Raw genomic sequence first — 13284 nt, forward strand, 5'->3', positions numbered from 1 at the left:
ACCTCACGATGGACACCCTTGTCTTGAGCTAATGGTTGGCACTATCAACCCCCATATCGGACTTTCACCGACTAGAAAGCGCCCATGCTGGGCGCACATAAATAAAGGCTGTCAGTTTGATCTGACAGCCTTTTTAGTTTTAGATTTGATTACGCACCATAAATTGCGTAACTATTAAGTTCTTCTTCAATTCTGAGAAGCTGATTGTACTTTGCAATCCTATCACTTCTGCTGAGAGAACCGGTTTTGATCTGACCAGCATTCGTTGCAACTGCGATGTCTGCAATTGTAGAATCCTCTGTTTCTCCTGATCTATGGGAAATAACTGCTGTGTAACCAGCTTTATGTGCCATTTCGATAGCATCAAGCGTTTCAGTGAGTGAACCAATTTGGTTAACTTTGACGAGAATAGAGTTTGCGCAGCCTTCTTTGATACCTCTTGAAAGATATTCAACGTTAGTTACGAAAAGATCGTCGCCTACAAGCTGACATTTATCTCCGATTTTTTCAGTAAGTAGCTTCCATCCAGCCCAGTCATTTTCAGACATTCCGTCTTCAATTGAATCGATTGGATATTTCTCGCTTAACTGAGCAAGATATTCAGCTTGCTGTGCTGAAGTTCTCACTGCGCCTTTGTCTCCTTCAAATTTGTTATAGTTATAAGTTCCGTTTTTGTAGAATTCTGAAGCAGCACAATCAAGAGCGATTTTAACATCAACACCAGGCTTGTAACCGGCGTTTTCTACTGCTTTTAATATAGATTCAATAGCATCTTCTGTTCCGGCGAGCGCAGGTGCGAAACCGCCTTCATCACCAACAGCAGTGCTGAGCCCTCTGTCATGAAGAACTTTTTTAAGTGAATGGAAAACTTCTGCGCCCATTCTAAGGCCTTCTTTAAATGATTTCGCTCCAACTGGTCTGATCATGAATTCCTGGAAGGCTATCGGTGCATCTGAATGTGAACCGCCGTTTATGATGTTCATCATTGGAACCGGCAGTTTTTTAGAATTTACTCCGCCGATATAACGATAGAGTGGAATGTTAAGTTTTGCAGCGGCAGCTTTAGCCAAAGCAAGTGATACGCCCAGTATCGCATTGGCTCCGAGTTTTGATTTTGTTTTTGTACCGTCGAGCTGTATCATAAAGTTATCAATGCCGACTTGATCAAATACAGAATATCCGGCTTCGATTATTTGCGGTCCGAGGATATCGTTGACGTTCTTAACTGCTTTAAGTACACCTTTTCCTAAATATCTGCTTTTGTCTCCGTCACGAAGTTCGAGTGCTTCGTTTTCGCCTGTGGATGCTCCAGATGGAACTCCTGCTCTTCCTATTGTTCCGTCTTTAAGAACGACGTCTACTTCAACTGTCGGATTGCCGCGGCTATCAAGAATTTCTCTTCCGATAATTCTATCAATTTTGCTGCCTTCATCTATCATTTTATTTGCAATATAATATTTCATTGTCATTGTGTGCCCCTTGTCCTTTCTTTTCTAGTCTCTTTGTTTCATTATTTTGGCTCAATAAACCTTGTAAATCATAATAGGAACTTGTGATTATGTAAAGGGTAAAATACGATAAGATGAATAGTGGTTTTTCGGTTGTTACCCGAGATAACTAAACAAAAATCAACGGACCAAAAAATTTGCGATTTTCTCTTCCATTATCTTCAACGGTACAGGCTTAACAAGAAAATCATTTGCGCCTTTTATGATGCTAAGTTTAACATGTCCTTTATCCGCAACAGCTGAGACAATTATTATTGGTATATCTTTAAATTTTTCATCGCTCTTAAGATAACTTATTATATCGAAACCGCTAATGGTCGGCAGCATCAAATCACAAAGTATTAAATCAAGTTTCTCTGTATTAATTATTTTAAGCGCGGTTTCACCATTATCAGCAGCAAAAACTTTAGCATCGAATTTTACTTCGCAAAGCTTTTTATATATGTCGAGGATCGCGGTGTTATCCTCGACTATGAGTATGTTTTTTTTCGGATTTGCCATAATTCAACTACCTCAAATTTAATTTAGATACCTTGCTAAAAAATCAAGAGTTTTCTTCTTGTAATCTTTTTCGTGATGCGAAAAGCTTTCGACATGTGTGCCGTTTTCAGTTAACCAGATCTGTTTCGGACCATTAGCCGTTTTATATATCCTAAGGCTATGCTGTTTAGAAATATATGTATCTTTTTTTCCATGAATGAGAAAGAGTGGTATATGCATTGTCCGGAGCTCTTTTCCCAGGTCCACGTTATCTGTATCAAAGCTTAACCGAGCACCAATAAAACGTAGTACCAGGTCAACATATACTATCGGTATGTATGGTTGCTCAATAGTCGTCCTTTCTTCGATAATCGAACGGAATGAATAGAATGGGCTGTCAAGGACAAGTGCTTTAATGTTTTTTATATGCGGTGCTGCGAGGGTAGTTACTGCAGCTCCCATCGAAAAGCCTATTATGCCGACTGACTTGTTCTTGTATTTCTTATCAAGATAATCCGCAGCGACAACAAGTTCCTGGCTTTCAAAGAAGCCCATAGAGCATGGGGCTGAGTAGCTCAATCCGCAGTTGCGAAAATCCATGAGGAATAAGTTATATCCAGCGGCGTGTAAATAGGGAGCATACTTTAACACATTAAGTCGGTTAACTCCACGCCCATGGACGAGAATGATCAGTTTATCAGATTTTTTTGAAGCCGGGAGGTACCAGCCAAGGCATTTATTATCAGGCTTATTTATTGAAATTGTTTCATCTCTATATGGCAGCCCGAGCTTCCCCGGATGGGTTTCCTGGTCAGGATGCAACATCCTGTATTTTTCGAAGGACATTTTGGGCGGATACATTATTACGTTGGAAAAGTAAAAAATACCAATCGCAGAGACTAGAATAAAAAGAGTGCTTAAGACTATAATTCCGGTAATTATTTTTTTTGCCATCAGTTTTATCCTAAAAATACAGCAGATGGCTAATTATAGCATGAGAAGATATGAATGCTTAATAGGCTTTTTGCGTGAGTTAAGAAATATTATGCAACACGATAGGTTACATCTTCATCCATTCTTTCAATATCATACAAGCTGGCAGTCTTAAGCTGTCCATTTTTATCAAAAGATACCTCTATATCATTAATTGGAGCATGGGCAGAGGTAATGGTACTCTGATTGAACACGTCTTTTATCACATTAGCCAGATTATCTGCTTGTGCTCCGCCTTCTCCGGTACTACAGCTCAGCAGTATGACATTGCTATTATCAGTCATATAGTTATTCAAACTCATATTTTTCATTTCACGTTCATCAGAAATATCAATATAGCTTCTTTCATTGTCCATCGGTGTTAGTCGAGGATCATCAGCTCCAAGTGAAAGCAGCTTTTTATTTCCATGGCCAGCCAATACTAAGGTATCAATTTTTTTCTTCCCTCCAATGTCCTTTAGGGTATCGTAGAAATCATCTTCTGAGGCACCTTCTGCGTAAACAACTTTGTAGCCGTTTTTCATGAATTCGGACATTTTGTTTTTGTTTTCTTGTATAAGGGCATCATTTTCGTCAACTTTAGGATAGAAGAAAAGTGCTACAGGTCTGGTGTCGTCCGGATCATTATTCTTTCGGTTTTTAATGATTTCCAGAACTTCTTCATAGCTGTTGAATCTTTCCGGAAAATCTATTCCGAGGGATTTTAGTTCCTGAATTATTGCCAATTCACTTCTTTTCTCTTCAGGAATTAACGATAGAGTCCTTTTCCAGTCTTTTTTTAATGCTTCGTTGATTGTATCATTTGAGGGACTTGGATTGCTTTTTCTTTCAGTTGTAATTGCAGTTATTTTGTTTGAAGGTTCAATGTCGACCTGTACTTCTCCTACAACCCTATATTGATGGTTATAAGGATCAATTTGTATGATCTCGACATCGATGTGGTTATCATTTTTTGTTTTTGTGGTGTTTTCATTTTGAACAATACCGTATGCGAAAATATAGTTTCTATTATTGATACTCATGGAATCTAAGTATTCCCAGCAGGCAATTTCCCTGTTATTGTCTGGGACGGATTCGATTTTCTGGACTGATTTGTCTTGTGAATGATTTCTGTGGAAGTGGTTAGGTCCGTTATACGTGGATATTGAATCTCTTCTTATCTGATAGTCATTTGAGTATCTCATTCTGAACTAGTCTCCACAACTTTTTATTTATAAAAATTTATATATATATATCGTAAGCAATATTTGAAAGTTGCATTTTTTTTATTTCCCCAACTCCTAAATAGAAAATTCACACAAAGATATAGGAATGTATAGGACAGATTTTTGCCAAAAAATTTACCAAACCCTGGATGGTGTTGATTTTTATGCCCTTATTGGCCAGGATTATTCTGTAATTTCATAGATTTTGCTCAATCAAGTCATTTTTGTTTTGAACTTCTATCTTCTACAATTGGTTTTTGCAGAAATTATTGATTTTTTTCTTAATGGGCTGGTTTCTTTACCAGTTCAAGATTAGCCGTCTCTGGCAAGAAACGAACAACTTCCAAGTTAGGTCACAGCAGTTTATAAGCTTACATTTTACCTGTCTTCCACTAATGACGAACTTGCCAACGGTTTCGATAAACCAATACCTTATTCTTTTCACTGTCCAGCTTTCTGCTTCCTTGTCCAGATAAAACAACTTCATTATCTGAAGAACATTGTAAGCCAGAACATTGTTCTCCTCTATTTTTCAATATCACTACAATGTTTTTTTGAGTTGCTATAGTTCTCTGTTTAGGAGTTGGGGATTTATGTGTTTACGTGTTTTGCTATTTCCTTTTTGTATTGGCTTAATTTTTAAAAGAGCAGACAGGTGTTGAGTAAATGCAGTAGAATTCTAATATATTTACAGCTTATTCATAGCATTACTTTTCGAACAATTAAGCCTTATGCAAATTTTATTTTCAATGTATAATAATACCATTCTGAATCAAATAAAATTCTGATTATCCTAGATAGATTTTAAAAGGCGAAAATAAAATGCGAAGAATGTTACTATTCGTGGATGACAATAAAAGTTTATTACATGTATTGTCTCGTTCTTTTTCAGAGCACTATGATGTAGTCGGATTTTCTAACAGCGGAGATGCAATCGAATACATGTCCGAACACGAAGATAAATTGGATATTATTCTCAGTGATTACAAGATGCCTAACTTCAATGGAATACAGGTTTTGGAAAAAGCAAAACAGACCAAAACTGAAACTATCCGAATCTTATTGACCGGATATGTGGATATCGATGATATTAGAGTCGGCAAGCCAGCGTATGATGTTCTAATCGACAAAAATACACTAAAAGATACTCAAGAAATAATTAAAATCATCAAAGATATTACTTTGAAAAAAAATACAGGTTAACTTCGCATGAAAATATTTAATGGTTTATTCTGATAATATATATAATATTCAGCAGCTTGGGAGACAACCTTATGCCAATACATTCGATTCACTATCAACGGTGATACTTTTAGTTGAAACCAGCCAATAAAAGGGTCGTAATAACTGTATATGGAAATACAAAATAATAGACAATCACAAAAATCTGCTAAATATTGAGTTTCAATTCATTATAATTATTAAAAAGGAAGGATACCTGGAATGAAAAAAGTTCTTATCACCGGCGGTGCGGGTTTTATTGGCTCAAATTTTATTCGTCATATGATCCAAACCTATCCAGATTATCAGATTATTAATTTTGATAACTTAACGTATGCGGGCAACCTTGATAACCTCTCAGACATGGAATTACACGTGCCATATACTTTTGTAAAAGGCGATATCGTTAACAAAGAAGATGTTGATAGCGTAATGAACGGAATTGATTATGTAGTGCATTTTGCTGCGGAATCTCATGTTGACAGAAGTATAGAAGATCCGTCAGTTTTCGTTAAAACTAATGTTCTTGGCACATTTAATCTGCTAGAATCAGCGAAGAAGAACAATGTAAAAAAGTTTCTCCATGTCTCAACTGATGAAGTGTATGGATCGCTTGGCGCAACAGGTTATTTTACAGAAGGGACACCGATTTCACCAAATAGTCCATATTCGGCCAGTAAAGCAGGCAGTGATCTGCTTGTCAGATCTTATTTCGAGACGTTTGGTTTTCCTGCTGTCATTACACGTTGCTCAAATAACTATGGTCCCTACCAGTTCCCGGAAAAACTTATACCTTTAATGATTACCAATACGCTTGTTGATAAACAACTGCCGGTATATGGCGATGGACTCCAGGTAAGGGATTGGCTTCATGTCATCGATCATTGCCGAGCTCTCGATATGGCCCTCCATAATGGGAAGAATGGAGAAGTATATAATATCGGCGGAAACAATGAAAAGCCAAATATAGAAATAGTTCATCTTGTTCTGGATTACCTGAAAAAACCAAAATCCCTGATCAAGCATGTTACGGACAGACTTGGTCATGACAGACGTTATGCAATCGATTCATCGAAGATACAAAGAGAATTAGGCTGGACGCCGACCATTAATTTCGATCAGGGAATAGCGGAAACAGTTGAATGGTATGTTTGCAATGCTAACTGGTGCAAAAGGATCTCTTCCGGTGAATATAGAAGGGTACAAATAGCAAAATAATATGAAAACAATGAAAATAGGCTTACTTGGCGGCACTTTCGATCCGATTCATGAAGGCCATATAGCCTTAGCCAGAAAAGTCCTGGCAGCCAGGTCATTAGACGAAATCTGGGTTATTCCCAGTCATATACCGCCCCATAGGAACGAGCCTATAGCACTACCTGATCAACGCTATCACATGTGTAAATTAGCGCTTGAGAATAAAGAACATTTTGTTTTGTCAGATATAGAGTATAATCGAAGAGAAAAGTCGTTTTTTATTGATACAATAAACTATTTAAAATCGAGATACCCAAATCGTGATTTTTTCTTTATAATTGGTATCGATGCTTTTCTGGATTTTTTGAGCTGGAAAGAACCGATCAAGTTGCTTCACGAATGTAAGTTAATTGTAATTAATCGACCTGGATATAAGAGTGAAGAATTCTACAACTTTATGAATACTACGATACTTAAGGATTATAACGATAGCGTAAGTTACCTGAACATTGAAACTCCGAATGTATCTTCAACAGAAATACGAGAAAAGATAAAAAATGGAGATGATGTTTCTTCGCTATTAGACAAACACGTGCTTGAGTATATTAATCAAAAAGGTCTTTATAAAAAATAATTATAACTGAATTATTATGGAGGAAAAAATGATTGATCCGAAAATAGTGAAAGAACATGGCTTAACCGAAGAAGAATATGATCGCATTATAAAAATATTAGGACGTCATCCAAACATTAACGAATTAGGAATGTATAGTGTTTTATGGTCTGAACACTGTAGCTACAAAAACTCGAAACCGCTTCTCAAAAAATTCCCGACAACCGGAAAATATGTACTACAAGGACCAGGAGAAAATGCTGGTATTGTCGATATTGGTGACGGACTAGCGGTAGTATTCAAAATGGAATCACATAATCATCCCAGTGCAGTTGAGCCCTATCAAGGTGCAGCGACAGGAGTTGGCGGAATAATCAGAGATATATTTACAATGGGTGCACGTCCAATTGCCGGTCTTAACTCATTACGTTTCGGTCCGATTACTAATAATAAAAAAAATAGATTTCTTCTATCCGGTGTAGTTGCAGGTATTGCCGGATATGGTAACTGTATAGGAATCCCAACAGTTGCAGGAGAAGTGTTTTTTGATGAATCATATACAGGAAACTGTCTTGTTAATGCGATGTGTGTAGGTATCGTCCAGTCAGGGGAAAAAGAGGTAGATGATCTCTATGGACCGATTATAAAAGGCTATGCTGCCGGTGTTGATAACCCGATATTCTATGTTGGTGCCTCGACAGGCAGAGACGGCATCCACGGTGCAACCTTCGCCTCAGTTGAGTTGTCAGAAGAGTCCGAAGAAAAACGTTCCTCTGTTCAGGTAGGAGATCCGTTCCAAGAAAAACTCCTGGTAGAAGCGTGTCTAGAACTTCTTAAAAAAGATTGCGTTGTAGGGATGCAAGATATGGGAGCTGCCGGACTTACCAGTTCACTGAGCGAAATGGCGTCCAGAGCAGATAATGGAGTGGAGATAGATATTGCATTAGTGCCAGCCCGTGAAGCTAAAATGACACCGTATGAATTTTTGCTCTCAGAAAGTCAGGAACGTATGGTCATCATACTTAAAAAAGGGAAAGAAGAGGAAGCCTACAAAATATTCGAAAAATGGGGATTACATTCAGTTGTTATCGGTAAGGTAACTAATGACAAAATGTTCAGAGTACTTGAAAACGGCAAGGTAGTAGCAGAAGTGCCTGCCCGTTCGCTGGCTGATGATGCCCCGGTCTATAAAAGAGAATCAATTCGACCGGGCTATTTGGATCAAGTTCAGCAATTAGATCTCGATACTATTCCGGACGTAAATTATAATAAGGCGGCATCAGTTTTTCAACGACTATTAACCTCTCCGAATATTGCTTCAAAAAGATGGGTTTATGAACAATATGACCATATGGTGCAAACAAATACAATCGCGCTTCCAGGTGCGGCAGATGCCGCAGTGTTACGCATTAAAGGCAGTGACAAAAAGCTTTCAGTTTCAACTGATTGTAATGCCCGGTACTGTTATTTGGACCCATATACCGGGGGGCAAATAGCGCTCGCCGAAGCTGCTCGAAATGTATCGTGTACCGGTGCAGAGCCGATGGCTATAACAGACTGTCTTAACTTTGCTAATCCGGAAAAGCCGGAGATGTTCTGGCAGCTAGAGCAATGCGTTACTGGATTAGCTGATGCCTGCAAAAAGTTCAATGTTCCGGTTATTTCCGGCAATGTAAGTCTTTACAACGAAAATGAAGGATGCGCAATTTTCCCGACTCCATCTGTAGGTATCGTCGGTCTTATTAATAAAGATTTGGGATACTGCTCCATGGAATGGAAGAATGAGGGTGACCATATTTATTTGTTAGGCGAAAATAAAGACGAAATTGGTGGAAGTGAATATTTGAAGGTTATTTACGATAAAACTGCAGGGTTACCACCGGCTATCAATCTGGAATACGAGATGAAATTACAACAGATTACGAGAAAGATAATCAATGAGAACATCGTTAATTCAGCGCATGATTGCTCTGAAGGCGGTTTACTCATAACGCTGGCAGAAGGAGCAATTACTGGAAATAAAGGTGCGAATATAGAACTCAGCCGAAAAGGACTTAGGCTCGATAGTTTGCTGTTCGGAGAAACCCAGTCGAGAATTGTTGTGACTGTTCCAGAAAAAAACGTTGAAAGTTTCAAGTGTGCAACAGAAAGAATTAGTAGTAAATATATTGGGAAAGTTACGGGAACGGATTTTGTTGTAAAAGTGGATAATAAAGAAATTATCAATAACAAAGTTAAAGATATGGCTGAGGCATATTATGAGGCTATCCCTAGAATAATGAATCAGTAGGAAAGGATTAATAATTATGTGCGGGATATACGGTATATTCTCACCTGGAAAAAATGTAGCAAAGCTCACTTACTTTGGCATGTATGCGCTACAACATAGAGGCCAAGAAAGTGCGGGGATATCTGTTATCTCAGACGACGGCACAATTAAAACTCACAAAGAAATGGGACTAGTATCCAGAGTTTTTACTGAGGAATTGCTTAAGCCACTACAAGGTTATGCCGCTATTGGGCAGACACGGTATTCCACTACGGGATCTACAAAATTAGCGAACGCACAGCCCATATTAAGCACCTTTCACGACAAACCATTTTCTCTTGTCCATAATGGCAATTTAGTCAATATCAACGAACTTCGCGATGCATTGGAAAAAGAAGGATATATGTTTTCTGGCAGTAGCGATAGCGAAATTATTGCGGCACTCATTTCTCGGTCCTCTGCAATCACAATAGAAGACGCGATCATGGAAGCTATAGACAAGATTCAGGGGGCCTATTCACTTCTTATCCTCCTTGACGGTAAACTTTTAGGTCTTCGAGATCCGTTTGGAGTTCGTCCGCTTGTTATAGGAGAATTGGATGGCCGATATGTTTTATCTTCTGAAGATTGTGCACTTCCTGTTATCGGTGCAAACTTAGTGAGAGAAGTAAATCCCGGAGAAATGGTAACAATAACCAATGATGGTTATACAACTGTGCAATACAAAGAACAGGACCGTTGCGGGTTATGCGTATTTGAGTTCATTTATTTTGCTCGCCCTGATAGTAACATCCATAGAAAAAATCTTCATTTATGCAGAACCAAAATGGGACGGAATCTTTATCAAGAATATCCGGTAGAAGCGGATATGGTTATTGGAGTCCCTTACTCGGGAACGCCGGCTGCTATTGGATTTTCTAAAGAATCAGGGATTCCTTACGACGATGTTTTGATAAAAAACCGTTATATTGGACGTACATTTATTATACCGGATCAAGAGTTAAGGGAAATCGGAGTAAAAGTAAAACTCAATCCTATTGCTGATGCAATTAAAGGAAAAAGGATCGTTCTGGTAGATGACTCAATTGTTAGAGGGACTACCAGCCAGAAAATTGTTCAATTATTAAGAGATGCCGGTGCAAAGGAAGTTCATATAAGAATCAGTTCGCCGCCAGTGCTTAATCCTTGTTTTTATGGTATAGATACCGCTTCAAAAAAAGAGCTTATCGCAGCAAATTACTCAGTTGAGGAAATACAAAAATACTTAAAGGTTGATACTATCGGATATCTCAGCATCGAAGGAATGATAAATGCCATACATTTACCAGCAAACCATATGTGCATGGCATGTTTTAATGGAGATTACCCGATTAAAATCCCGCAGGATATTAAAAGGGAAAAACTAAAATACGAATAATCATTGTTGAAAGAGACACTTATGATTATTGGGCTCACAGGACGTATAGCCTCCGGGAAAAATGAAGTTGCAAAATTACTTGCAGATCGAGGATTTGAAATCATCGATGTTGATTGTGTGGGACATGAGTCTTTAACCGATCCTGCCACAGTAAAACGACTAACGAGCCTATTTGGCAGTGTAATTCTAATAAATAACGAAATAAGCCGCCTAAAGTTATCCGAACTAGTTTTTTCTGATAAGAGTAAGTTAAAACAGCTAGAGACAGTTTTGCATCCTGTGATGGTTGAAAAAATAAAATCAATTATTCAAGATACTTCCAAATCCTTTGTCATTAATGCCGCAATTCTTTACGAGATGAAGCTCGATTTATTATGTGATGAGATCTGGGTTGTTGATACACCGGATGCAGATATTATCCAGCGTTTAAGGAATAAAGGATTAAGTGATGATCATATTCAGAGCCGATTAGAAACACAAATGAGCCGAAACGAGTACAGCCAAAGAGCAGATAGGGTTATCAGGAACAAAGGTTCGCTATTAGATCTTAAGCAGCAGATAGATGCTTATTTAGATGAAGCTATTAATAATTAGCGTGAATACTAATAGCTTTTAATGCTATTACCGGAGAGTCCTTAGAATATTGGAATATTTAATACATACCCCCCCATATTGGGGGGGTATGTGGTTCTTGATTGTTATTGTTCCAGCTACATACTACCAGCTTGGTTCGATGCAGATCCCACCGAATTCTTTGGTGCCGTCATAAGCACCTTTCATAAAACTATAATTCGTTAGATAACGGATCTTACTCCATGCAAAAAATTTGTTCATTGGTTTTAATTTTAGGCAGGGCCAGAAATATTTAACAGTAAAAAATACGAATAATAATAGCGAAGCTAATGGAAAGCTTCTGTTTAAAGTAAAAATACTTGCTAAGGCACTAAGCACTGTTAATGCTGCAAATATGTGCATAAGATGGAAACTGCCAAAATGAATTATTCCTTTCACCGGAGAAGGGATTGAGAAACTAATCCCTCGACCTATCTGCAATACCACCTCGAAAACACCTTTTGAATGGTTCTTAATTAATAGTGGATGACCGTAGCCGTATCCGTACCATTGTTTTAAGTAGCTTTCCATACTCACACGATGCATATGTTTTACAATAGCGTCAATTTCATAATATAATTTATAGCCTGATGCCATAACTCGTAAAGAAAAGTCTACGTCTTCCCCGGTTTTTTCATCCCAGAATTTGCCACCGATTTTATCAATAGCTTCTTTTGAAAATGCAACATTCGCGGTAGCAAAAAATGGGCTATTGTCGCCGCCATTAACTTCATGAGGCAGGTTTTTCTGGACAATTGGCATATATCCTGAATCTTTACGTCCGCATCGTCCTGTAGGTGATAAGAAATGAACTTGTTCACAATAGCTTTCGGTATCATTGCTTAGATCTGTTCTTAATGTTAAAACATCTCCACCAATTCCACCGATCTTAGGGTCCATAAAAAAGGGAGCAATGAGTTTTTTAGCCCAATCTCTATTTGGTGCGCAGTCACCGTCAGTAAACAACACATATTTCCCGGTAACTTCTGAGATTGCTGCATTACGTGCTTCTCCAGGGCTCTTACAATTCTTTACTTGTACAAACTTAATGTTAGAATGTTCTTTTTGCCATTTTTTTGTCACATCCACGGTTGCATCAGTTGAATCACCATCAGCAATAATAATTTCAGTTTTATCTGCAGGATAATCTATTTCAAATATATATTTGAACATCGTATCCAAGGTGCGATCCGCATTCCTTACAGGGATTATTATTGATATCTTCGGTAAATCTTTTGGTAAATTCATATTTCCTTCTCCTTAAATATTTTTATTGCTTAAAAATGTTTCAACACAACTATCAAATATATCAGAAACAGTAAATTTTCGTCAATAAATAGTTTGCAATTAATTTGATTTTCTTACATTTAAAACTAATGCTGAATTCGGGAACTTTTATATACCGTTAAATCATCTACTATGGCTTAATGTAAATAGCCCTTAATATGAATTAATTATAACTAATTATTATAAAATTGTATATTACTCTGCCATAAAATAGCAAACTGATAAAAATAAAATACTAATCAGAGCTAAAAGGATTTTTCACTAATTCTTCTCTGAATACAAACTAAAGACAAGTTCTCTCGAATTAATTACTTAAAAAATTGAATTTATGGTTTATAATTAAATCGAAATATTCTTATGGTCAGCAAAGGTAAAATAATGAGATTTCTTATACAGCGGGTAAACAATGCATCGTTATTGCTTGAAAAATAAAAAAACTATAGACATAAATTTAACTTAGTACTATATTTTTTTTATCATAA

Annotated in this window: 11 protein-coding genes; 6 read left to right on the forward strand and 5 right to left on the reverse strand. The window is 37.4% G+C overall.

Going from position 1 to position 13284, the window contains the following annotated elements:
* Positions 1-149: 149 nt before the first annotated feature.
* From DKM50_05780 to DKM50_05795, 4 genes are all read right to left on the reverse strand, one after another.
* Positions 150-1439: a phosphopyruvate hydratase gene (locus tag DKM50_05780; protein ID PZM80132.1), complete on the reverse strand. Its 1290-nt coding sequence runs from the start codon at positions 1437-1439 to the stop codon at positions 150-152.
* Positions 1440-1628: 189 nt separating this feature from the next.
* On the reverse strand, positions 1629-2009 hold the full coding sequence (locus DKM50_05785; GenBank protein ID PZM80058.1) for a hypothetical protein: 381 nt from the start codon (positions 2007-2009) through the stop codon (positions 1629-1631).
* An 18-nt stretch (positions 2010-2027) separates the two neighbouring features.
* A complete protein-coding gene (locus DKM50_05790) occupies positions 2028-2942 on the reverse strand; it encodes a hypothetical protein (GenBank protein ID PZM80059.1) in 915 nt (304 codons plus the stop codon).
* Positions 2943-3031: 89 nt separating this feature from the next.
* Positions 3032-4165: a hypothetical protein gene (locus tag DKM50_05795; GenBank protein PZM80060.1), complete on the reverse strand. Its 1134-nt coding sequence runs from the start codon at positions 4163-4165 to the stop codon at positions 3032-3034.
* An 843-nt stretch (positions 4166-5008) separates the two neighbouring features.
* Here DKM50_05795 and DKM50_05800 point away from each other — a divergent pair.
* The 6 genes from DKM50_05800 to DKM50_05825 all read left to right on the forward strand — a co-directional run bounded on the left by DKM50_05800 (position 5009) and on the right by DKM50_05825 (position 11497).
* A complete protein-coding gene (locus DKM50_05800) occupies positions 5009-5389 on the forward strand; it encodes a hypothetical protein (protein ID PZM80061.1) in 381 nt (126 codons plus the stop codon).
* Positions 5390-5629: 240 nt separating this feature from the next.
* A complete protein-coding gene (gene rfbB / locus DKM50_05805; protein PZM80062.1) occupies positions 5630-6625 on the forward strand; it encodes a dTDP-glucose 4,6-dehydratase in 996 nt (331 codons plus the stop codon).
* Between the two features lies 1 nt (position 6626).
* Entirely contained in the window at positions 6627-7238 is a 612-nt protein-coding gene (nadD, locus tag DKM50_05810; GenBank protein ID PZM80063.1) for a nicotinate (nicotinamide) nucleotide adenylyltransferase, read from the forward strand.
* Positions 7239-7266: 28 nt separating this feature from the next.
* Positions 7267-9507: a phosphoribosylformylglycinamidine synthase subunit PurL gene (locus tag DKM50_05815; protein PZM80064.1), complete on the forward strand. Its 2241-nt coding sequence runs from the start codon at positions 7267-7269 to the stop codon at positions 9505-9507.
* 16 nt (positions 9508-9523) lie between these two features.
* Complete coding sequence (locus DKM50_05820; GenBank protein ID PZM80065.1) at positions 9524-10903, forward strand: amidophosphoribosyltransferase; 1380 nt, start codon at positions 9524-9526, stop codon at positions 10901-10903.
* A gap of 21 nt (positions 10904-10924) precedes the next feature.
* Positions 10925-11497, forward strand: coding sequence for a dephospho-CoA kinase (locus tag DKM50_05825; protein ID PZM80066.1), 573 nt, complete (start codon positions 10925-10927; stop codon positions 11495-11497).
* A 123-nt stretch (positions 11498-11620) separates the two neighbouring features.
* Here the strand turns inward: DKM50_05825 and DKM50_05830 are convergent, their stop codons facing one another.
* Positions 11621-12763, reverse strand: a complete 1143-nt coding sequence (locus tag DKM50_05830; GenBank protein ID PZM80067.1) for a hypothetical protein — start codon at positions 12761-12763, stop codon at positions 11621-11623.
* Positions 12764-13284 lie beyond the last annotated feature (521 nt).

This window comes from Candidatus Margulisiibacteriota bacterium (assembly GCA_003242895.1).
Classification (GTDB): Bacteria; Margulisbacteria; Riflemargulisbacteria; order GWF2-39-127; family GWF2-39-127; genus GWF2-39-127.

What these genes read in the sequence shown, in the direction of transcription:
- DKM50_05825 (PZM80066.1), top strand. Translation starts at nt 10,925, where the DNA reads ATGATTATTGGGCTCACAGGACGTATAGCCTCCGGGAAAAATGAAGTT.
- rfbB (PZM80062.1), top strand. Translation starts at nt 5,630, where the DNA reads ATGAAAAAAGTTCTTATCACCGGCGGTGCGGGTTTTATTGGCTCAAAT.
- DKM50_05800 (PZM80061.1), top strand. Translation starts at nt 5,009, where the DNA reads ATGCGAAGAATGTTACTATTCGTGGATGACAATAAAAGTTTATTACAT.
- DKM50_05815 (PZM80064.1), top strand. Translation starts at nt 7,267, where the DNA reads ATGATTGATCCGAAAATAGTGAAAGAACATGGCTTAACCGAAGAAGAA.
- DKM50_05795 (PZM80060.1), bottom strand. Translation starts at nt 4,165, where the DNA reads ATGAGATACTCAAATGACTATCAGATAAGAAGAGATTCAATATCCACG.
- DKM50_05790 (PZM80059.1), bottom strand. Translation starts at nt 2,942, where the DNA reads ATGGCAAAAAAAATAATTACCGGAATTATAGTCTTAAGCACTCTTTTT.
- DKM50_05820 (PZM80065.1), top strand. Translation starts at nt 9,524, where the DNA reads ATGTGCGGGATATACGGTATATTCTCACCTGGAAAAAATGTAGCAAAG.
- DKM50_05785 (PZM80058.1), bottom strand. Translation starts at nt 2,009, where the DNA reads ATGGCAAATCCGAAAAAAAACATACTCATAGTCGAGGATAACACCGCG.
- DKM50_05780 (PZM80132.1), bottom strand. Translation starts at nt 1,439, where the DNA reads ATGATAGATGAAGGCAGCAAAATTGATAGAATTATCGGAAGAGAAATT.
- DKM50_05830 (PZM80067.1), bottom strand. Translation starts at nt 12,763, where the DNA reads ATGAATTTACCAAAAGATTTACCGAAGATATCAATAATAATCCCTGTA.
- nadD (PZM80063.1), top strand. Translation starts at nt 6,627, where the DNA reads ATGAAAACAATGAAAATAGGCTTACTTGGCGGCACTTTCGATCCGATT.